Genomic DNA, 25419 nt, shown 5'->3' with positions numbered 1-25419 from the left:
TATCATGAAGCTTTTTCTAAAAAAATATGTATAATATCTCACGAACTTTTTGTCTACTTAATATGTTGTAAAGATAAATTTGAAAAGGAGTGCAAAAAATGGCTTCTCCATCTAACACCCAATTTCACCCTATTCTTATAGGCACTCAGCCTATTTATGATGTAGTAGGTGACGAATCGCCAGCTTCCACAGATATTGTGGGAAATACGCAGTTTCCAGCAGCATTTGCCGCTTATGATGGAACAACTATTTTTTTCCGAATTCGGCTAAATGCTGACCCTCGAAACTCTAAAAATACTGGCTTTAGCAACTTTTCTTGGGGTGTCTTAATCAATACATCAGGAAATCCTGGGGTCTACGATTGGTTAGCAAACGTAAATGGATTAGATAATACAATTAATCTTATAAAAAACACAACGCGTGTATTCAACTCATGGAATGACCCTGCCGAAGGAACAGACGGAAGTGGGACCCCTACCTTCTCACGTCCGATTGTTAATTTTGATGTATCTCGCGTCACGTTGACAAACGATGGGTCTAATTTCGGCGGAGATGCCGATTATTTTATTGATTTTCAATTTCCCGCTGCTGACTTTTTTCGAGTTTTAGGAATTAGTCCTTCTTCACCGCTGCAATTTATTATTTTCTCCTCCGCTAATGCAAACAACTACAACAAAGATTCTTTACAAACGTCTGAAGGTTTTCAATTTGTTAACGCATTAACCAACCCTGTCTCTCCTAAAGACGTGGACGTACGTGCTAACTTAACTGCAGCCAAGACCATTACTTCAGGACCTACATCTGTTTTTACAGGCTCTCTAACAACTTGGACTCAGTCTGTTACTGTGACAAATAGCGGTCGGGCTCTCGCAAGACAAGTGGTTGTAAATGACGTATTTAGTCTCGACCAATTGTCAAGTGTAAGCAGCATAAATACCTCAACTGGAACATCCGTATTTAATTCAAACAACACAACGCTGTCTTGGACAATAGGAAACCTTGCTGCCGGGCAAACTGCTACGTTAACATATACCGTAATTGGGACATTCACTACTTCTGGAACAAGGAGGCTTAATACAGTTACAGCTTCGGGAATTGATGACTTCACAGGCCTTCAGTTAACAAATGCAACTGCTTTTAATAATATTGAAGCAGCTGCAGCAGCTGCTGTTACAGGGAAAGTTACATCTGGCCAAACTGGATTACCTCTTAGGGGGGTAACGGTCGAACTTAGAAATCAAAACAATGTCCTCATTACTACTACTCAAACGAACGCCGAAGGAAATTACAGCTTCACTCAGCTTGCTAGCGGAACGTACACGCTTAACTTTATCGCTGCTAATTTCGTAACTGCTACGCGCACGCCAACCGTACCTGCCGGGCAAACACAAATCGTCAATGTGACTCTTCAGCCTTCCCCTGGGACAGTAACAGGCACCGTTACTTCTACAGGAGGTACACCTGTTGCCAGTGCTACTATTAATTTAATTGATGCATTTAATACGGTTGTAGCAACCGCGACAACTAACATACAAGGTCAATATACACTTTCAAATGTTAATCCAGGTCAGTATTCGGTGACCGTCAGTGCACCTAACTTCCAATCACAGTTACTCGGTATTACCGTTACATCCAACCAGACGACAACTGCTAATTTTACTCTGATTCCTTCCCCGGGAACTGTGACGGGTATTGTATCTAACACTAATGGAACACCTATTCAAGGCGCGATTGTGGAAGTTCTTGATACGGGGAACAATGTAATCGCAACCGTTACAACCAACGCCCAAGGCCAATATACCGTTAATCAACTTGCACCAGGCACATTTCAATTACGGGTGAAAGCTCAAAACTTCCAAACCACCTTGCTGGGTTTTACAGTGCAAGCCAGTCAAACAACAACTCAAAACGTTATCCTTCAACCTTCTCCAGGGACGTTGACAGGTGCTGTAAACGATGCTCAAACGGGCGTTTCCTTGTCAGGTGTTTCAGTTAATGTAGTTAATCAAGGCGGTATTACCGTTGCAACAGCTACAACAAATGCACAAGGTCAGTACAGTGTGACCAATTTGGCTCCGGGCAGCTATACTGTCACTTTTGGGCAACCTGGTTTTGGTAGTCAAACGATTGGAGCAATTATTCAATCCAATCAAACAACCACGTTAAATGCCGCTCTAAACCGTTTAGTTGGTGTCATTAATGGAGTCGTCACCTCCGGTCAAGGCGGCGCGCTTGCAGGTGCAGTGGTTAATGTATTTTTAAATAACAACTTGGTTGCTTCTGTTACGACAGATCAAGCGGGAGCGTATGTCGTTCCTAATTTGGCTCCGGGCAGCTACACGGTCACAGCCATCGATCAAAATTTCCAGTCTAAAGTAGCAGGTGCCCAGGTTGTTGCTTTCCAGACAACAACCGTAAACTTTTCCCTAACTCCAGATCCTGGTGCGTTAACTGGAACGGTGACCGATTCTACTGGAGCAGCCGTTGCAGGTGCTACCATTAATGTCAAAACGACAGTCGGCGGTGCCATTATTGGTTCAGGAATCACAGATCAAAACGGCGTTTATACGATTCCAAACTTATCGGCTGAGAGCTATATTGTAACGGCGACCGCCTTAAATTTTCAAAGCTCGAGTCAAGGAACTGCGATTAGATCCGATCAAACGACAACGCTAAACTTTACGCTTGCTTTTAATCCGGTAACCATCACCGGAACCGTTAGAAATCAACAAACGGGTGACTCGATTGCTGGTGCTCAAATCCAAGTAAGAATTTTGGATACAAACGGAGCTGTTATCGCCACTGTCTTTGCCAACTCAGAAGGTAACTTTCTTGTCCCGCAATTAGCTCCTGGAACGTACACGCTCGTTGTGGCCGCACCAAATTTCCAAACGAATTTTGCAACCATCACTGTGTCTCCAGGAGGTCAAGCAAATATTGATGTTTCACTTGCTCCTAACCCAGGAATCATCACCGGGCAAGTTGTAAACGGCACTACAGGAGATCAAATTATCGGGGCCAGCGTAAGTGTAGTTAACCAAAGTAATGTTCAAGTTCAGGTTGGTTTTACCGATAGTCAAGGAATTTATATGATTGAAGGGTTGCCTCCAGGAAATTATCATGTTGTAGTCAACGCAGCTAACTTCCAAACGAACATAGCCGGGGGAATTGTATTGGCTGATACAACCACAGTTGTAAATGTAAGCTTACCTCCTGAACCTGGACTCATTGCCGGAAATGTTTCCCCTGTTCAGCCCAATACAGTAGTTGCACTTTACAGTGCTAAAAATGTCTTTATTCAAAGCGTATTAACAGATGGCAGTGGAAACTATCAATTCTCAAATCTTGCACCAGGTAATTACATTCTTATTGCGTCATCTCCAAACTTTGCCGTTCAATCAGCAGGAGCAATTGTTTCTTCCAATACAGCAACCAGTGTGAGTTTCGCTTTAATTCCTAACCCTTCTATTATTTCAGGGGTCGTTACGGATACGGGTGGCGCTGCTGTCCCAAACGCTTCCGTTCAAATTTTTGATGCTAATGAAACCATTCTCGCAACAGCCGGAACTGACGCCAATGGTGCGTATTCAATTGGAAATTTACCTCCAGGTTCATTTTCAGTTCTTGTAACAGCTCCAAGTTTCGGGCACTTAACAAGCGGAATTATACTAAGTCCCGGCAGTACTTTAGCCAACATAAACTTTGCTCTTACTCCAAATCCAGGAGCAATCAGCGGGCAAGTCACCGATGTTGCAACAGGAGCACCGTTAGCTGGTTCAACGGTTGTCATTCGTCAAGCAATCGGTTCAGGTGTTGCCGTTGCAACCGTGACATCTGATTCGTCGGGTAACTTTCTTGTGCAAGGATTAGCACCTGGGAGTTATACCGTGACCTCTTCGTTCCCTACGTTTGGAACAAAAACAATTGGAGCAATTGTTTCTAGTGATACCACTACAACGGCCAGTATTGCACTTAACGAATTAGCTGGTTCAATCAATGGTCAGCTTGTTGACTCAACAGGTACAACGATTACCGGATCAAACTTGCAAGTTCGTTTACTTGATTTAAATGGTGTTCTTATTGAAGCATTACTTGCTCAATCAGATGGTACGTTTGCCTTTTTTAATGTTTTTCCAGGAAGCTACGTACTCAATGCATCAGCACCTGCATTCCAAGCGACGACAATCGGAATACAAGTGCAAGCAGATCAACAAGTTCAAACAAGCGTCATACTTCAACCATCTCCTGCAACGTTGACAGGGCAAGTCATTAATCAACAAACGGGGATAAGTATTGCAGGAAGCATCGTATCTGTCCTTAATCCAAATACGGGATTACTAATCGGAAGAGGCGCGTCTGGTCAAGACGGAACGTTTGTTATTGAAAATTTACCGGCCGGCTCATTTGTTGCAAGCGCCGGTGCCCAAGACTTTGGAACGGACTCGCGGGCTGTCATTTTATCGCCGGGACAAACGACCACTACTACACTTACACTTACGCCAAACCCTGGAAGTGTGTCTGGTTTTGTTGTTAACCGTAATAACGGGGATACCCTTGCAGGAGCAAGCATTCAAATTTTTGATCAAACAGGCGCGCCAGCCGTTTCGGTGTCTGCGAATGCTCAAGGACAATTTTTAATATCCGGATTAGCGCCGGGGCTCTATACAGCCATTGCTGCCTCTGGAGGATATACAAGTGGAACCATTAGTTTTACCGTAGTGTCAGACACACAGGCCATTGCAAGCTTTGCTTTGGAGCCAAACCCTTCAACCATTCAAGGCACTGTTACGAACGTTGCCACTGGTACAGCACTCAGCGGAACAGATGTAATTATTCGCCAGTTTAACGCAACCGGTCCTATTATTGCGACTTCTGTCACAGATACCAATGGCCTATATGCAGTATCACACTTACCGCAAGGAACCTTTACGGTTATTGTTGTAAATGAACTCTTTGGATCACAAGCCTCATCCGTCACGCTTGCTCCTGGTGAAACGGCTGCTTTAAACTTTGCTTTGGAACAGCTTCCATCGGCTGTACAAGGAACGGTAACAAATGCAGAAACCGGCGTTCCGATTATTAATACGCTGATTCAGTTGATTGATGCAAACGGAATCCTCGTTACACAAACGCAAACGGATATTAACGGTTTTTATCAGATTGCAGGATTTACAGCAGGGGATTATACGATTCCATTTACAAACCCTACGTTTCAATCTCAAACGTTAAGCTTTACTTCTCAACCAAATCAAACGTCTGTGGTCAATGCAAATCTTATTGCTTCTCCTGGGTCCATTACAGGTCAAGTGCTGGATGCAGAAACGGCTTCTCCTTTAATTGGTGCGTCTATTCAAGTCTTCCCTGCTCTTGGGTTAAATCCAATCGCTACCCTCGTAACCGATGGTAGGGGTCATTACTTTTTAGACGGGTTAGCACCTGGTTCTTATATTCTAATCGGGTCATTTCAAACTTACGCCACTTCGTCTACAGGCGTAGCAGTTCGCTCTAATGAAACAAGTTCATCTACTATTTTCTTAGTCCCTACTCCTGCCACTGTTTCCGGAACAGTAAGATCAGATACAGGCGAACCGATTATAAATGCGACCGTGCGTATTTTAGATCAAAATGAATTTGTGTTGGGAACCATCGTCACAGACGAGTTTGGAAACTATTCGCTGACCGATTTGCCGCAAGGAAATCAAGAAATTATTGTAAGTGCCCCCGGATTTGCTACACAGCTCGGCGGCGTTATTTTAATTCCAGGGCAAGTGGTAACGAATTTGAACTTCATTCTTACAGCTAATTCGGGAAGCATTTCTGGGCAAATTGTAACAGCGGATACAGAGATACCAATTGTCGGTGCCATCGCTATTGTGCGAACAGTCGCCGGAGTTCCTGTTGTGGTGGCTTCAACTACAACAGATGAGCTTGGAAACTACAAGATAAACGGCTTACAGCCTGGTTCTTATACCGTCACAGGCTCTGCTACTGGCTATGCGTTAAACACAGTGGGGGCAATTGTTATCAGCGATCAAATGACTCAAGCAAATATCGCTCTTTCACCACTTGTTGGTTCCATTTCCGGTACCGTTTTAAACGTCCAAGGAAATCCAATTGTCAATATCCCAACTCAAATCCGTGTGTTTAGCCAAAACGGCGGCTTGCTTCAAACAGTAGCTGCACAGTCTGATGGGACGTTTTCTATTACAAACCTGCCTCCTGGATCTTATCAATTAACCGTGACAGCAGCGAATTATGCAGCCAATACAGTGGGAGCGTTTGTTACAGCAAACGAAATGACCGTACTTACTGTTCCGCTGACCCCGAATCCTGGAAAGGTGAATGGGCAAGTGGTAAGCAGCACAACGGGAGATGCTATTTTTGGCTCAATTGTTTCGGTCACTGACCTTAACGGGCTGCCAATCGGCAGTACTGTTACGGATCAAAATGGAAACTTTTCCATTCCAAATCTACCGCCGACAACCGTTATTGTATCAGCTGTAGCAACAAATTTTGGTTCAGATTCTCGTTCAGTAATTTTAACACCAGGGTCAACAGGAACTTCATTATTGACCTTAGCGCCAAATCCTGGAGCTGTGAGCGGGGCTGTGATAAATCAACAAACGGGTGCTCCGCTTATTGGGGCCACTATGCAAATATTTGACTTTACAGGAGCACTTGTTGCAACTGTCTTGTCAGATCGTGATGGGCTTTATCAAGTTCAGAACCTGACACCTGGCTTTTATCAAGTGATTGCCACTTCTGCAAATTTCGGTACACAGGTGCAAAACGTTCAGGCAGCCTCAAATGTAACATCGACAGTCAATCTGGTTCTAACACCTGATGCTGGATTGATTTTTGGCACAGTCGTTAATCAACAAACCGGAGCTCTCATCGTAGGCGCTTCAGTGGTCGTAAGGCTATTCTCTCCTGCTGGGCCAGTTGTTCAAACAACGGCAACAGATAGCAGCGGACAATTTACAGTGCTAAACTTGGGACCCGGAGCGTATGCTGTCACTGTATTTAATCCGAATTTCGGCACCCAGAGCACTACAACGTTTGTTCAGTCAGATACGGTTTCAACCGTTTCACTTGCGCTACTGCCAAACCCTGGAGCAGTTCAAGGGCTCATTACATCTGCTCAGACTGGGGAGTCTGCTTTAAATACACAAATTAATATTCTTAGCGATGCTGGAATTTTAGTAGCAACGGTTCAGACTGATAGCAACGGAAATTACTTTGTGCCTGGGCTGGCACCTGGCACGTATACACTAGTATTTTCAAACCCTAATTTCCAAAGCAGTACTATTGGTGCAATAGTAGGTTCCGATACGGTCATAACCGTAAATACGGCGTTAACACCAGACCCAGGAACGATTACAGGCACGGTCATTGATTCTCAAACCGGCTTGCCGATTGCAGGAGCATCTGTGCAAATTTTCCCTGCTCAAAGTTTGATTCCAATTGCTAGTGCGATTACAGGGCAAGACGGAGGTTACAGCGTCCTTGGCATTCAGCCTGGAGATTATGTAGTAGAGGCTACTGTATCAAATTACGCTGTGGCAGCAGTTGGAACAGCGGTATTTCCAAATACAACGGCAACGGCTGCTCTGCTTCTTTCACCAAATCCAGCTGCTTTAAGCGGAACCATTACCTCTACCAATGGAACACCTATCCCTGGTGCCGCCGTTCGGATTATTGACCAGAATGAAACTGTTCTTGGCACAGGAGTCACAGATCAAAACGGACATTTTACAATTGGCAACTTATCACCCGGTTCACAAATTGCTGTCGTTTCTGCTTCCGAATTTGGCACTCAAATCATTGGTGTAACATTATCACCTGGACAGATTATTACAGATTTTAGCGCTCAGTTAACACCAAACTCCGGGAATATTCAAGGTCAAACGGCTAATGCTCAAGACGGAGCCCTTATTGCAGGCGCTGACATTGTGATTCGTAAAACAGGTGCAAGTTCAATTATCGTTGCAAACGCAACAACAGATGTAGATGGAAACTACCGGGTAAATGATTTAACTCCGGGAACCTACCTTGTAACAGCTAGCAAATCTGGTTTTGGAACAAATACGGTAGGCGTGACCGTTGTGAGTGATACGATTGCAACGGCCAATGTTCCATTAACAGCACTTGCAGGTGTTATTAGCGGAACAATTATTGATTCTCAAGGCAATCCGATTACAGGAAATAATATTCAAATTCAAGTATTTGATCAAAACGGACATTTAATCAAGTCTGTTTTAGCCAACAGCGATGGAGTGTTTACTGTCGTTGACTTGCCACCTGGCTCTTATCAGTTAACCTTTACAGCGCCTAACTTTACAACTGGTATATTCAGTGCAACGGTTACCTCTGAACAAACAATTGTTTTAGTGGCGACACTGCAGCCAGATCCTGCTACGGTTACAACGCAAGTCGTTAGTGGAGAAACGAGTGAACCAATTCCAGGTGCTATTGTCACGTTTACCTTGCCAAACGGAACGATTGTTGGGAGTGGAGTAACGGATACGAATGGATCTGTCAGTATTTTAAACCTTCCTCCACAAACTCTTAATGTTTCCGTAACAGCTAATAACTTTGGAAGCCTCTCTCAATCTGTTATTCTTACACCTGGTCAAGTGGCACAGATAACGATTGCTCTGTCTCCAGAAGTTGGTAGACTTGAAGGGACCGTAGTTAATGAGCTAACAGGTGAACTGATTGCAGGTGCAACGCTAAAAGTGTTTGACTTTACTCGAGGAATTATTGCAACTGTGATGACTGACACATTTGGATTTTATGAAATTCAGAGTCTCTCTTCCGATTTGTACCGCGTCATTGCTTCAGCTCAAGGCTTTGGGTCCACTGTCCAAGAAGCTATGGTCGTCGCTAATCAACAAACCGTTTTGGAGTTCTTTTTACCTCCTGATGCAGGAAGTATTCAAGGTACAGTTGTTAACCAGCAAACTGGAAACCCGCTTGCCAGCGTTTCGATTATTGTTCGTCAATTTACGCCGACAGGTCCAATTATTGCTGCATTATCTACCGACCAAAATGGGATATTTACCGTTAATAATCTAGCACCTGGAACGTATACGGTCGTTGGATTGAATCCAAACTTCGGAAGCAAAGCTGCCTCAACCATTGTACAATCAGACAATGTATCTAATATTTTACTTGCATTAATTCCAAACCCGGGAACCGTTCAAGGGCAAATCACAAATGGCCAAACAGGCGAAGGGTTAACAAATTCATTTGCTCGTATCTTAGATAGCAATCGTGTCATTATTCAAGAAGTACAAACCGATGGAACTGGAAATTATCAAGCAGAAGGATTAGCTCCTGGCGACTATGTTTTAATTGCAGTGGCATCTGACTTTCAAAGAGAAACGATTGGGTTTTCAGTTGTTTCTGATGCATCTACAACTGTTAACGTCACACTCCTTCCAGACCCAGGAAGAATCACAGGAAGAGTACTTGACCAACAAACCGGCTTAGCTTTGGACGGAGCCACAGTTCAACTTTTCCCTCCGCAAAGTTTGGTTCCTATCGCAAACGCACTTACAGATCAAAATGGAATGTTTCAAATGGGCGGTCTGGCACCAGGCGAATATATCCTCGTAGCAAATGCACGCAATTACGCAAGAGGTACTGTAGGAACAGTTGTTTTTTCAAATCAAACGACGGTGTCTAACATTGAACTTCAAGCAAATTTTTCTACCATTAGTGGAACGGTTATAAGCATCAACGGAACACCAATTGGAAATGCAAGTGTTCGTGTTATTAGTCAAAATGAAACTGTATTAGGCACTGCCTTAACAGATCAAAATGGAAACTACGTGATTAGTAATCTACCGCCAGGCGCACAAACTATTGTAGTGAATGCACCTGCTTTTTCCAACAAGCTTAGCGGTATTACTCTTCAACCAGGTGATGTATTAGAAAACATTAATTTCTCGTTAAACCCGAATTCAGGAAATATTACGGGGCAAATTACAAATGCGCAGACTGGCGAAGCCATTTCAAGCGCAATTGTTGTAGTACGGCTTGTAGGAGGAGTTGGCGTTATTGTTGCCAACAGTATTACAAACGAAAATGGAACCTACTTTATCGGCGGCTTAGCACCTGGAACGTATACGGTTGTAGCATCTGGAAGTGGGTTTGCGAGCATAAGCGTTGGAGCAGTCGTTCAAAGCGATGAAACAACTTTAGCCAATATCAGCCTCATTCCAAGTGTTGGAAGAATTAATGGAACTATCACAGATGCTGGAGGCAGCCCTATTCTAGGAATGAACACTCAAATTCAAGTATTTGATCAAAGCGGCACTCTTTTAAAAACATTGCTTGCTCAATATGATGGAACATATGACATACTAGACTTGCTTCCAGGCAGCTACACATTAATTATTACTGTTCTAAATTTTGTTACCACAACGACGAATGCTGTTGTCATTTCAGATCAAACAACTGAAACAAATATTACGCTTAAGTTAAATCCCGCTGAGGTGACTGGTCAGGTATTAAACAGCAGTACAGGAACACCGATTAATGGGGCTCTTATAACAATTACGGACTTAAACGGCATCGCAGTAGGATCTGGAGCAACTGATTTAAATGGAAACTTTACCGTTTTGAACCTTCCACCAGCTACGCTTAATATCTCGGCGGTTGCAGGAGGTTTTGGCAGTGATTCAAAGTCCGTTATCTTAACACCAGGCGAAATTGAAGCTACAACATTAAGTTTAACACCTACACCGGGCACCGTTACAGGGACAGTTCTCAATGCGCAATCAGGGGATCCTCTTGCAGGCGCAACTGTTCAAATTTTCGATTTTACACGAGCACTTGTCGCCACTTTGCAAACAAATCAAAGCGGTGTTTATCAATATCAAAATCTAGCACCCGGCTCTTACCGATTAATTGCAACAGCAAACAATTTTGGAGCCGTTACTCAAGATACTCAAGTAACTTCTGAAGCTACCACTACTCTTAACTTTAACTTAACGCCGAGCCCCGGTACTATTACAGGCAGTGTATTTAATCAACAAACTGGTGCGCCGATTGCAGGTGCAAGTATTGCAATACGCCAATTTTCTCCTTTTGGACCAATCGTTGCAACAATTGCAACTAATATTCAAGGTCAATTCACCGTCTTTAACTTGACACCTGGTGCTTACACAGCGGTAGCATCGGAACCTAACTTTGGAACAGAATCTGCCTCTACATTTGTGCAATCAAACTCAGTCTCAACTGTTCTACTGAATTTATCTCCAGATCCTGGTATCGCTCAAGGAACCATCACCAGTGCCCAGACGGGTCAGACGCTAGCAGATACACTCCTGCGCATACTTGATGTAAACGGCGTGCTTGTGGCTGTATCACAAACAGATATAAGCGGAAATTATCGCATTCAAGGGTTAGCACCTGGAACGTACACAATTGTGGCAACGAACCCTCAATTCCAGCAGCTCGCAAATGGCATTACCATTGCATCGAATCAAACTGTTACACAAAATATTTCGTTGCAGCCAAATCCAGGAACCATTACCGGTACGGTAGTTAATGCACAAACTGGCACGCCCCTCTCTGGAGCAGTTCTACAAGTCTTTCAGTCTGGCAGTACGACTCCCGTTGCCAATACCGTAACAGATCAAAACGGAAGCTTTTCTCTTATTGGGTTAGCACCTGGTGAATATAGCCTCGTATCCCAAGCGACAGGCTTTGGCTCAGTAGCAGTAGGTACCGTTGTCACTTCTGGCAACACAATAACAATTACAGTTCAAGCCCCACCGCTTCCTGGTGTTATTTCTGGGCGAGTGACCGATTTTTCAGGAAATGCATTATCCAACGCAACGGTTCGATTACTGGATTCAAACCAAAACGTAGTAGGTATCGGTAGTGCTGATCTTACCGGTAACTACACCATCGGTAACATTACAGCAGGAACCTACACCATTATTGCAAGCGCGTCTGGTTTTGCCACAAATACGCAAGGTGTAACCATTGCCCCTGATCAAGTGTTATCTAATTTCAATATTCCCCTTGAGGAAAACCCAGGAACCATTGCCGGGCAAGTAACAAGTAGTGGAACCGGAGCACCAATCCCAGGAGCTATCGTTACCATTCGTTCTCTTCAGCAAGGAAGCGGCGGCATTGTAGTAGGAACAGTAAATACGGACCAACAAGGAACTTACCTTGTCAAAAACTTAGCTCCAGGGGAATACTCCGTCACGGTCACTAAGATGGGGTTTGGCACTCAAATACAAACAGTCACCGCCGCTAGTGATCAGACATCAACTGCAAGCTTCGCCTTATTAGCAGACGCGGGTACTCTGTCTGGCTTTGTAACGGATATAAATGGAAATCCAATCACAGGATCAAATATTTTCCTTCGAATCTTTACTGATGATAACGTATTACTCAAATCCGTCACGGCTCAACCAGACGGTACATTTGGGGTATTTGGTCTAGATCCTGGAACGTACACTGTTATTGCAGAAGCACCGAACTATGCAGCAAACAGTATTCCAATTACGATCACAGCCAATCAAACAACCACTGTGGCTATAGCATTAACGCCAAACCCTGCTACCATTAGTGGGAATGTTGTCAATCAACAAACGAACACACCGCTTCAAGGAGTGACGGTCACTGCGTCTTCAAACGGGCAAATTATTGCAACAGCTGTAACAGATATAAATGGAAATTTCCAGCTAACAAACCTTGCAGCCGGCTCCATCAGCATTGTTACTTTTGCACAAAATTTTGTAAACACACCGCAAACAATTGTTCTTAGCCCTGGTGAGACGCAACAGATTATCCTATCACTTACTCCTCTTACTGGTACCATTACAGGCACAGTAATTAATCAACAAACAGGAGCACCCGTTCAAGGAGCAAGCGTTGAAATTCGACAGTTTTCTCCCGCAGGTCCTATCGCTGCAACAACTGTGACTGATGGGGTAGGTGTATTTACCATATCAGACTTACAGCCAGCATCGTATACTATCATTGCACAAGCCACAAACTTTGGAACACAAGCTGCAACAACTACTGTACTGCCAAATGACGTTTCAACCATTAGCATTGGACTGACGCTGTTACCGGGTACCGTTCAAGGAACGGTACGAAATGAGAACACAAGCGCACCGCTTGAAGAAGCAATTGTACGCGTAATTCGCAGGGATGGAACAGTTGTTGACGAAGTTCTCACCAATGCACAAGGGTTGTTTACAATAGGAGGCCTTCCTGCTGACTCTTACACGTTAGTTACCATTAGTTCAGGCTTCCAAAGACAAACCATTGGCTTTACTGTTGCACCTGAGCAAACTACGACGGTTGATGTAAATTTACAGCTGAACCCAGGAAAGCTAACAGGAACGGTCACAGACTTTTTTACAGGAGGCCCAATTGCAAACGCTGTCGTGCTCGTATTTCCTTCGCAAAGCATAACCTCTATTGCCCGAGGGATAACGAATGAAAATGGGCAATATACAATTTTAAACTTGGCTCCTGGAGAATATAATATTATAGCAGTGGCAACTGACTTTGCACGCGGCGGTGTAGGAGCAGTAATTTCAGCAGGCAGCCCCACAGTTGCTAATATTCAGTTAACTTCAAATCCAGCAACAATTTCTGGAACAGTTACAGACTCCGGTGGTAACGTTATACCAAATGCGACCGTGCGAGTTCTTGACCAGAACGAAACGGTATTAGGAACTGCCATTACAGATATAAATGGCAATTATTCAGTTGGAAACTTGCCACAAGGAACCTTAACTATTATTGCATCTGCACAAGGATTCGCTACTCAATTAACAGCTGTCACATTAACACCTGCGCAAACTTTACCAAATGTAGACATTCAGTTAACAGCATTGGTTGGTAGTATTACAGGGCGAGTTTTCAACTTGGCAACGGGTCAATCAATTGTTGGAGCCATTACAGTTGTTCGAACATCAGGAGGAACAACTGTAATTGTAGACAGTGGTACCACCGACCAAAATGGCCGCTATTTGATTGAAGGTCTTGCCCCTGGTTCATATTCAGTTGTAGCAACAGCTTCAGGCTTTGGCACAACAACGGTTGGAGCATTGGTGCAAGCTAACGACGCTACAACTGCTGACCTAGTATTGTCTCCACTTACCGGAACAGTTTTTGGAACCGTCACAAACGTAAACGGATCCGGTATTACAGGTTCGAATATTCAAGTTCAAGTCTTTACTGCAACTGGCACACTGTTAAAAACACTGCTTGCGAATGCAGATGGATCATTTAACGTTATTGATTTAGCGCCAGGAACGTATCTCATTCAAGTAACGGCGCCTAATTATGCAACAGGAGTTGCAAGCGTAAATGTTAGAGCTAATACCACTACATCTGTCTCTGTTCCGCTCACGCCAAATCCTGCAACTGTAACGGGGCAAGTTGTAAATTCTGTTACTTCCGCGCCATTAACAGGGGTGATCATCTCCGTTACGGATGCGAACGGAATTGTCGTTGGAAATGCTATCAGTGACCTTAATGGGCAGTTTATCATTAGGAATCTACCACCAAATACGATTATTGTAACAGCCACTGCTACCCAGCCTGGTTTTGGTTCTGCCTCGACATCTGTTCCGCTTGGACCAGGAGCAAACGGGAATATTCTGTTGTCACTCGCACCCCAAGCAGGATGGGTGACTGGAGCTGTACGAAATGCACAAACAGCCGATCTGCTGCAAGGCGCAACAATTCAAATATTTGATTTCACGAGAGGACTGGTTGCAACTGTTGTCACAGATCAAAACGGGCAATACCGCGCTGACAATTTAGCGCCAGGAACGTATCGAATCATCGCTTCGACTCAAAACTTTGGCTCGTTAGTACAAGAAACGGATGTCGCCGTAAACGAAGTGACAACGTTAAACTTCAACCTCTCTCCTAATCCGGGAAGTGTTGAAGGGACCGTCTTTAATCAACAAACCGGGGAGCCTCTTGGTAATGTAAGCATTGTTGTACGTCAATTTTCACCAGCAGGTCCAGTCATTGCAAACTCCTCAACGAATGGAAATGGAACCTTTACCATCCCTCACCTGCCGCCTGGGACTTATACGGTCATCGCTACTTTATCAACCTTTGGAACACAGTCTGCTTCAACTCAAGTATTTTCAAATGAAACGGCAGCTGTTCAACTATCTTTACCACCAAATCCTGGGGCAGCCCAAGGATTTGTCACCAACGCAGAAACGGGCGAACCTTTATTTAACACATTGGTTCGGATCGTTGATACAGACAATGTCGTGGTTGGCACTGTGCAAACGGATATTAATGGACGATACAGCATACAGAATATATCACCAGGAACCTACACTCTTATTATTATAAATCCTGATTTTCAGCGTCAAACTGTCGGATGTGCAATTAAATCTGGCCAAACAACAACCATTAATGTATCACTTCAGTCAAATCCAGGATCTATTGTTGGCATTGTCACTAGCGCTCAAACCGGATTGCCTCTGGTTGGTGCAACTGTCCAGATTTTCCCATATCAAGGATTAATCTCTATTGGAAATACAGTGACTGATGAAAATGGGAGATATCGTTTTATTAGCATTCAGCCTGGCAGCTACACAGTTTCAGCAAATGCAACCAATTTTGCAAGAACAAGTTCAGGTGCATCTGTACTTGCTACTACCCAATCGACAGTTAATCTTTCACTTCAGTCGAATCCCGCCAGCATGTCTGGGCAAATTGTTGATCAAGATGGAAATCCAATTTCTAATGCCTCGATTCGTGTAATTGATCAAAGTGAAACCGTGTTGGGAACAGGTATTTCAGGGTCTGATGGACGTTATACTGTTCAAGGGTTGCCACCTGGCAACCGGAATATTGTTGTGAGTGCTGCAGGCTTCTCAACTGCTACAAGTGGAATAACGCTCTTACTAGGAGAAAGTCGATTGGATGTAAACTTTACACTTGTTGCCAACCCAGGCATTTTAACAGGTACAGTTATTGACGCAAATACAAACGCTCCGCTTGTTGGAGTGAATGTGGTTGTTCGAAATCTGTTAGGCATAATTGTCAGTTCTGGTTTTAGTAACGTGGACGGTCGTTATACAATTCAAAACTTAACACCAGGACAATATACTGTTTCTTTCTTTGATGAGAGTTACGATACCGTCATTTTAGGAGCACAAATTACCTCTAATACAACAACGATCTTAAACGCTACACTCACAAGAGCAAGTGGAGCAGGCACTAATGGTAAACCGAGCATTCGCGGACAAATCGTAGATGAACAAGGAGTACCGATTACCACGCCATTTATCCCAGTAAAAATTCTTGATGCAAACCTTGTAGTGGTTCAAATTTTACTTGCGCTATCCAATGGCCGCTTTGAAGTATTTGACCTGGCACCAGGAACGTATCTAGTAAATGCTGAAGCATCTGACTTTGCGTCAAATACAGTCTCTGCCATTGTAAGAAATAACGAGACAACAGAGGTAGTCGTCACCCTTACTCCTTTACCTGGAACATTAACCGGGCAAGTGATTAATAGTGTTTCTGGCGAAGTGATTGTTGGAGCATCCATTACCGTGACAAGGTCTAACGGTGTTATCATCGCAACGGGAATAAGTGGAGATAACGGATTCTTCACCATTCCAAATTTACCAGCTGGTCCGCTTAATATAATTGCACAAGCAATTGGGTTTGGAAACGCCACAACTTCTGCCATTATCACAAATGGAGAAACAACAACTACTACTCTTTCTCTGTCACCCAGTCCTGGACGCCTTATCGGGCAAGTGACAAGTGCATCATCTGGCCTTCCGCTTCAAGGAGCTACCGTACAACTTTTTGATGAAAATCGAACGTTTATCCTGTCAATCGTAGCCGATAGCCAAGGTAACTTCAAAGTCCCAACTCTTTCTCCAGGCAAGTACGTTGCGGTTGCAAGCTCTTTTGGATTCGGAAGCGAACTGCGCGGTTTTACAATTATTGCAAATCAAGATATAATCATTGCATTTGACCTTGCACCGAATCCAGGTATAATCCGAGGCCAGGTCGTTACTTCAGAAGCCGGGCAGCCAATTCCAAACGCAAGCGTTGTTATACGCGCACTAACGCCATCTGGTCCTATTCTCGCAACAACCGTTACTGATTCAAACGGATTTTATGAAGTAACAGGCATCGTCTCTGGCACTTACACTGTTGTCTTTAGCGGAGCACCTCTATTCGGATCAGACATATCATCTGTACAGTTAGACGCTGGAGAAATTGAAATTGTTAATGCATCTCTTTCTTCTTTTATTTCAACTGTACAGGGGCGTGTAGTTGACGAAGAAGGAAACGGCCTTGCAAACGCCTTAGTTCAACTTTTCAATACCCAAAGCGGTCTAATCCGAAGAGTGCAAACAGATAATGACGGGAATTACTTTATCAGAGGGTTTACTGCCGGAAGCTATACACTTACAGCCAATCAGCCAAATTTCCAAGCAGCCCTCACTCGTTTTGAAGCAGCTCCTAACGAAGTAGCCACAATCAATTTTACTCTTTTAGCTGACCCTGGAATTATTTCAGGAACCATACGAGATGTCGTAACGAACCAGCCAGTTCCAGGAGCTGTCGTTAACCTGTTCCCAAATCAAAGTTTAAGCCCTATTGCCTTTGCCGTTACAGACCAGCTAGGAAATTATCAATTCCCAGGACTACAGCCAGGAAGCTATGTTGTCGTAGGTTCAGAATTTAACTATGCCAGTGCTTCGGCTGGAGCTACCGTTACTTCAAATCAAGTCACTATAGCCAACTTGTTCTTACAACCAAACTTTGCTTCTATTTCAGGAACTGTTTCAACTCTAGAAGGCTTACCAATTAATAATGCTACCGTTCGTATCCTTAATCAAAATCAAGTGATTATCGGTTATGGAATCACAAATGAAAATGGCTTTTATGCCATTGGGAACATTCCTGTTGGCACGTTTACAGTGATTGCGTCAGCACCAGCATTCCAATCTGTATTATCAGACCTTACGCTTGCTCAAGGGGACCAACAAAAAAACGTCGACTTTGTCCTCCAGTCAAATCCAGGCATATTGACTGGTACGGTCACCAACCAAAGCAATGAACCAATTCCCGGCGCTTTTGTAAATGTAAGATTACTCGGCGCAACAGGTATTATTATTGCATCAACCGTCACTGATTCAAACGGACGATATGTAATTACTGATTTACCTCCAGGCTCTTACACTGTCTCTGCTACTGCGTCAGGTTTCGAAACCAAGGCAGTAGGTGCTATCATTGAAACAAACGCTACAGAAGTCGTAGACATTATGCTTACAGGAGTTTTTGGTTCAATTAACGGTGTTGTCTTAAACAATTTAGCACAGCCAATTGTTGGTTCTAGCATTTCCCTTTCCCTGTTCGATACCAATAATCTTCTCATTTTCACCACAACAGGATATTCAGACGGCACATTTTCATTCCCTAATCTTGAACCTGGCAACTATTTTATTACGGCTTCTGCGTCAGGATTTATTACAGAAGTTATTGGAGCAAGAGTCACAGCAAATGAAGCCACATTTGCTAGAATTCTATTACAATCGAGTCCAGCTACGGTGACAGGGCAAGTCGTCACTTTAGCAGGCGGTCAGGCGATACAGGGAGCCATCGTCTCTGCCACAACGCTTGAAGGTCAGGTTTTAGCTGTAACGGCTACAGATGTAAGTGGACGCTTTACGATAATGAATTTACCACCAGGAGCGCTCATCGTCACGGCTACTGCAGTCAACTTTGGAGCAGATTCAAAAACAGTTCTTTTACAAACAAACGGCATAACTTCTACTACTCTATTTTTAAGCATGGCTCCTGGTTTCTTAACAGGTACCGTAAAAAGTGAAGCTGAAAATCCGATTCCCAACACAGTTGTGCAGCTATTTGATTTCACTAACGGCCTTGTGGCAACAGCAGTTACAAATGCTATCGGTCAATATACAATCCAAGGATTAAACCCTGGAAATTACCGAGTGGTCTTTACTGCAGAAGAATTTGAACGATTGTCTGCTGGAGCAACAATTAATTCTGGAGAAACAACTTCGTTAAATGTAAAGCTAAGCTCCTTATTTGCAACAATCAAGGGCAGTGTCTTAAATGCTCAAACAAAATCACCTATTCAAGGGGCAGCTGTCACCATTCGCTATCAAAGTTCTTCTGGTCCGATTTTCACAACTGTTTTCACAGATACCTCAGGAAAATTTACCATCAGCAGTATTCCAGACGGGGCCTTTTCAATTATCGCCACTGCAGCAGGGTTTGGCTCACAAGGTTTAACGGCATTCGCAGTCGGTGGTCAGACGTTCACATTTAATCTCTTGCTTCTGCCACAAGTGGGGACTATTCGAGGAAAGGTTACAGATAGCTCGTCGGGTGCACCGTTAGCCAACACGCGCATTCGTGTCATTAATGCCTACGGAGTGGTCGTGACAACAACACAAACTGATATTAACGGTAACTACCTCCTTTCTAACCTGGCTGCTGGCACTTATCAAATCATAACATCCAATGTAGATTATCAAGCAGCAGCACAAACTGTGACACTTACCACAAATGAAGTAAAAGAAGTGGATTTTACGCTTAATGGAAACCCAGCCAGATTAATAGGCAGAGTTGTTGATAAAGAAACTAAATTTCCTGTTATCGGTGCTCTGATTGAAGTCTTTAACGAAGTTGATTTATCAGTAAGCTTTGGTTTAACCGATGAAAATGGGAAATATGTTATTGAAGGACTACCACAAGGAGCGTTCTCTGTGCGCGCGTCCGCTTCTGGCTATATGTCTGAAACGGTAAAAATACAGTTAAGCCCTAATGAAGTGCTTGAACTCAATTTTGCATTAACAACAACAGCTGCTTTTACAGGCGCCATTATTGGTCAGGTCGTCGACAACTCAACAAGTTTGCCAATTGCCAATGCTCGCGTGAATCTTTTAGATAACGAAGGACAGCTTATAGCTTCTACTACTACCAATGAAGTAGGTCAATATTTCTTTGCATCACTAGAAGCAAAAACGTATACCGTAGTGGTAGATGCAGATGGTTATCAAACTCAGCAACAATCCGTCACAATTGCCATTCTGTTTGAACAAGGCGAAGCAATCGTAGCAAATTTCCGCCTTGATCCAATTGAATTGGGTGCAACAATTACAGGAAAAGTCATTAATGCTGAGACCAAACAGCCAATCTTTGGTGCAACGATTCAAATAATCAACATCAAAAACCAAATAGTTGGCCGTGCAACTACAGATCAACTAGGCCGCTTTACAATTCACGATATACTGCCTGGTACGTATACCATCTTCGTAACCACTATAGGCTTTATACCTGCAGATCCACAGCAGATAAAAGTAAATTCTGGAGAGGTTTTAGACTTACAAACCTTTGAGCTAAAGCAAATACCTTCTTCGACAGGGGCTATTACTGGTCGAGTCGTCGATAACTCAACAAGTGTTCCAATTGCCAACGTTCGCATTAATCTTTTAGATAATCAAGGACAGCTTGCAGCCTCTACTACTACCAATGAAGCAGGAGAATATTCCTTTATATCACTAAAAGCTGGCACGTATACCGTAGTAGTAGATACAGATGGTTATCAAGCTATACCACCATCAGTCACAATTACGATTAGACAAGGCGAAACGCAAAGAGCAGATTTCCGCCTTGATCCAATTGAATTGGGTGCAACAATTACAGGAAAAGTCATTAATGCCGAGACCAAACAACCTATCTTTGGCGCGACGATTCACGTAATCAATACCAAAGACCAAATAGTTGGCCGTGCAACTACGGATCGACTAGGCCGCTTTACAATTCACGATATACCGCCTGGCACGTATACCATCCTTGTAACCGCTATAGGTTTTATACCTGCAGATCCACAGCAGATAACAGTAAATTCTGGAGAGGTTTTAGAATTGCAAACCTTTGAGTTAAAACCAAAAAATCCAGTTCCATCATTTAACCCATGTGATTTAATTAACCCTGTTGTGACATGTAATGTTTGTGAAGTCTCCTGCCGAGAACAACCACCTGGCAGGCGCAGAACGATCCAAGTGCAGCTTCAAGACGGAACGCATCAAACTCTTCATCTTATTCATCTCGTTAAAATTATCACCGTAGTAATTAGAATCACAGGGAAAAACGGTTCATATATAAGTGAGCCTTATCAAATAACCTCCTACGAACGCATAGCTTTAGAAGTACCTTCAAATGCAAAGGTGCGCTGTGATATTACCGTTTCCGACTGTTTTGCACAATTAATCTATTTACAAAATCAGCCGGCGAGCATCCTCTTCTCTTTTGATTTAAATCAGCAGTTTCTCTCTGAAAGAGATGTAGTGGTGACCATTAAAGGTAAGCAAATTCGCCCGCGCTGCGAAAATGGGGTTGCTGGAGAATGGGAAGAATATAAAGAAGTAGAAAATTTCACTCTAAAAGTCTCTGAAATTCTAGATTGGATAAAAACGCATACCAAAAAAGAAATTCAAATTAAGCTTAATCAATTTAATTTTACTAGCGAAAGCAATACAGATTAAAAAAGCACTCATATAATGAGTGCTTTTTTATCATTGTGAAAGAGGTTCCTGATTATACATGAATGCTTTTACTTTTACATATTGAGCTTCTAACTCTTGAAGTGTCAGTTCATATAGGTGCCGATTTCCTTTTTTATAAATACCAAAATTCAATAGCGCATTAATAAACCAATTTTTCTTATGTTCCGTTTCAGGCTGTGTGTGTTGTTTCACGATTTCCACCACCTAAGGTTCTCTCATTTTAATTTTGCAAAGCATTTGCTTTTACATAAATGATTTTACTTCTGTACGATGAAAAAACAGTGAAATAGATAGCTTTTTTAATTTAAATTTCCGCAGCCGCACCCGCCTTTTTTTTACGTCTTTTCACCCCTGTTAATATTTTTTCAATATAATAAATAACACTAATAAAAACCGACATAATAGCAAAGTAAGTACTGATTACAACAAAAGGATTCGGACTTTCAAAACCGCCTTCTTTTCCTTTCATCCCTCTTTCCAAACCTCCGCCATCGTGATCAAAGTTCGGGTGTTCGTGACCAGCAGATGCCGTCGTAGAAGATTTGTTCTCGCTAAATGAATGACGATCAAAATCTGGCTTCCCACCGCCTTTTTGCGGCATATCTGAGGAACTTAAATTCAGCACCCTCGCTACTCCTCCAAGCTTTCCAAGAAAATCCGTCTCATTTATTTCGTATATGCCAACGACTAACAGTGCAACGGTTGCCAGCTTAGCTGCTATGCTCAAGCTTTTCTTTGACTTTTTGAATTTCGTCATATTTTTACATACATTTATAACCCATTGCCAATGAAGACCTATGTGAGCGGCTACTAAAATTAACACTAAAAATGATACCGAAATATGCGAAACCTTAAACCACTGTTCGCCCCCCACATTAATATTTGGAAATACTACTCTTGAAATAAAAATACCGCTAATCATAATAAATGACATCGTAATCAACAGCATGATATTTAAAAAGTAACCGAACTTTGTTCTGCGCGGAAGCTTACGGTCAAATAATTTAACCGTCACTTTCTTTACCCACTGCCAGTTTAGTAGCACGTGGGTAAAAAAGGCGACCGCAATCGTCAACCCCGCAATTTCATGAAACGTTAACCCTCCCAATACTTGTTTGTTAAAAAATAAAACAAACGTAACGGCCATTAAAAGATCCAGTCCAAACCGGATGTACATCATCTTTTTCACTCTATTCATTCTCCTCACCTATGTACTTGTCAAAACAACCTCTTTTTCATATTTCTTAATGTAAGCAGAGTTGGTGAAAATTAGGTGAAACGACTGATTTTTTTACCAAAATAACCAGTCCTGAGTTCTATAAAAAACAGAGTTCAATCATTTTCACTTTTTCAAAAATAGCTGTTGACAAAGAAAAAAGAAGCACGTATAGTAATGGTTATTCATCAAGAACTTTCAGATTTTAATCAAAAACACAGCGATTGGGAGTAGTAGAAGCATATTATTCGGTCAAGAGAGCTACGGGTTGGTGCAACGTAGTCCAATAATACTTTGAACTCGCCCAGGAGTGGTAATTCAGAAAGAATGCAGAAGTATTCTCTAAGTTTTAACGTCTAACCTTCGTTATCAGGTTTTAAGCAGGGTTCTTTAAGAGCCAACAAGAGTGGTACCGCGGTTAGCTAAAGCTTATCGTCTCTTCTCTCATTTGATAATGAGGTAGGAGACGATAAGCTTTTTTTATTTTATAAAAAAGTGGAGGGAAAAGTCATGAAGAAGGACAACCAAGGTTTGCAGCGAACAATGACTTCACGTCACATTATGATGATGGCGCTAGGTGGAGCGATTGGCGCTGGTTTATTTAAAGGAAGCAGCTCAGCTATTGATATGGCAGGACCATCAGTTATCATTGCTTATTTAATTGGCGGAATTATTTTACTATTCATTATGCAAGGTCTTGCTGAAATGGCGGTTCGAAACAGTGACGCACGAACGTTTCGTGATTTAGTTCAGTCGATTTTAGGAAGCTACCCCGCTTATTTTTTAGACTGGATTTACTGGAAAATGTGGGTGTTAAACATTGCAGCTGAAGCAGTTGTAGCAGCTATTTTTATTCAGTACTGGCTTCCTGATTATCCAATTTGGATGCTTGCTCTAGGCATATCCGTTATTGTCACAGTTATTAACTTGCTTTCGGTTAAAGCATTTGCTGAAACGGAATATTGGTTAGCATTAATTAAAATTACGGTCATTGTGATCTTTATCATCGCTGGACTTTTGTTACTATTTGTATCATTTGGTCACCATACCGCAGCGGGTTTTTCAAATTTAAGCGATCACGGCGGTTTCTTTCCAAAAGGACCAACTGGGTTAATTACGGCGATGCTAGTTGTCATCTACTCTTACGGTGGGACTGAAATCATCGGGGTAACGCTAGCTGAAACAAAAAACCCTGAAAAAGTAGTACCAAAGGCTGTGCGCAGCACATTAACGCGCATCATTGCTTTTTATCTGTTCCCGTTTTTTATCATCGTGAGCTTGATTCCTTGGAATGAAGTAAATGGCGTTTCTCAAAGTCCTTTTGTGATGGTATTTAAGATGATTGGAATTCCCGGAGCAGATCATATTATGAATGCCGTGATCTTGTTAGCCGTTATTTCTTCTATGAACTCAGGACTTTACGGTTCATCCCGTATTTTGTATACGCAAGCAGTAGACGGTCGAGTACCGAAGATATTTTCGAAACTTTCTGTTAACAAAGTTCCTGTCTATGCAATCTTAATGTGTACATCATCCCTTTATGTGGGCGTGTTGATTTCCTTATTTGCAGGAAGTAAAACATTTGATTATTTGATGGGATCTTTAGGATATACCGTGTTGTTTATTTGGTTGATTATTGCGATCGCACACTTAAAGTCCCGCAAAGTTCAGCCGGAAGCATCGAGTAGCTACTCTGTTAAATGGTTTCCTTATACGACGTGGGCTGCCCTAATTGCACTAAGCGCTATTTTAATTGGTGTTATCTGCACAACATCCGTTGTTATTACGACTATTACACTAGCTATCTATTTATTTATTACAGCTACGTATATCTTTAAAGGCCGCTTTTATCAATCTTCAGCAGTCAAGCACGCTAAATAAAAAAACGCCTCCTTTGAGTCATCAGAGGAGGCGTTTTTTTATTTAAAATGTTAAGTACCAATAGCCAAGCGCAAAGCTACTCTTTATTTACGAACAAGAATTGGAATCTGCTGCTGAATCTGCTGCAAAGGAGCGCTTGTTTTCTCTGTTAACGAACGCAAGATTCCTCCTTCGATCATACAGTTAATCACAACTGCGAGCTCTCCTGCCTGCTTCTCTTGAAATCCGCTCTCTATCATTTTTTCTCTAAAAAGTTTTTCCCAATCTTGAAACGCTGAGTAGCAGACTTCTCGCAGCGCTTCATTAATAAGCGCCGTTTCTCCAGCCAGCAGCCCAACAGGCATACCAGCAATACTTTCTTCCTGTTCAAACTGCTTGGACAATTCTTCAATAAAATACTGAATAGCCTGTGCCGCGTCAGAAGATTTATTTAAACTTTCTTTAATTTGAACTTGGACGTATTTATTCGTATATTGAACAGCGTGAATCGCCAGTTCTTCTTTCCCTTTTGGAAAATAATAATAAAGAGACCCTTTTGGCGACCCACTCTCTTTAATAATTTGGTTTAATCCTGTTGCATGATAGCCTTGCAGCTGAAAAAGCCGCGATGCTGTTTCTAAAATCTTATCGCGCGCATTTGCTTTCTTCACAAAACGATGCCTCCCCTATATAATAAGTGGTTTCTATAACACTACTTATCATATAAGGAAATGAAATTTTTGTCAAAATAAAGTGAAT

5 protein-coding genes and 1 other annotated feature are annotated in these 25419 nt (G+C 42.6%); of the genes, 2 read left to right on the top strand and 3 right to left on the bottom strand.

The annotated features are described in order from the left end of the window. The first annotated feature begins 98 nt into the window (after positions 1-98). Positions 99-21563, top strand: a complete 21465-nt coding sequence (locus ACOZIR_RS04805; RefSeq protein ID WP_421535518.1) for a carboxypeptidase regulatory-like domain-containing protein — start codon at positions 99-101, stop codon at positions 21561-21563. Between the two features lie 30 nt (positions 21564-21593). On the opposite strand, the gene ACOZIR_RS04800 is transcribed toward ACOZIR_RS04805, so the two are convergent. Both ACOZIR_RS04800 and ACOZIR_RS04795 read right to left on the bottom strand, forming a co-directional pair. Further along, the gene (locus ACOZIR_RS04800) at positions 21594-21779 is read right to left on the bottom strand and encodes a Fur-regulated basic protein FbpA (RefSeq protein WP_013058636.1); all 186 of its coding nucleotides are present in this window, start codon (positions 21777-21779) and stop codon (positions 21594-21596) included. Positions 21780-21888: 109 nt separating this feature from the next. After that, positions 21889-22773: a DUF4405 domain-containing protein gene (locus ACOZIR_RS04795; RefSeq protein ID WP_310878489.1), complete on the bottom strand. Its 885-nt coding sequence runs from the start codon at positions 22771-22773 to the stop codon at positions 21889-21891. A 238-nt stretch (positions 22774-23011) separates the two neighbouring features. Further along, positions 23012-23243, top strand: a binding site (T-box leader). A 67-nt stretch (positions 23244-23310) separates the two neighbouring features. Between ACOZIR_RS04795 and ACOZIR_RS04790 the strand changes: the two genes are divergently transcribed. Then, entirely contained in the window at positions 23311-24681 is a 1371-nt protein-coding gene (locus tag ACOZIR_RS04790) for an amino acid permease (RefSeq protein ID WP_045294652.1), read from the top strand. A gap of 83 nt (positions 24682-24764) precedes the next feature. On the opposite strand, the gene ACOZIR_RS04785 is transcribed toward ACOZIR_RS04790, so the two are convergent. Further along, positions 24765-25331, bottom strand: a complete 567-nt coding sequence (locus ACOZIR_RS04785) for a TetR/AcrR family transcriptional regulator (RefSeq protein ID WP_045293925.1) — start codon at positions 25329-25331, stop codon at positions 24765-24767. Positions 25332-25419 lie beyond the last annotated feature (88 nt).

The organism is Priestia sp. D3YE.R1 (assembly GCF_049199565.1).
Lineage (GTDB): Bacteria > Bacillota > Bacilli > Bacillales > Bacillaceae_H > Priestia > Priestia aryabhattai.
The sequence above is the reverse complement of the archived record's forward strand: the minus strand, read 5'-3'. Positions and strand labels throughout refer to the sequence as shown.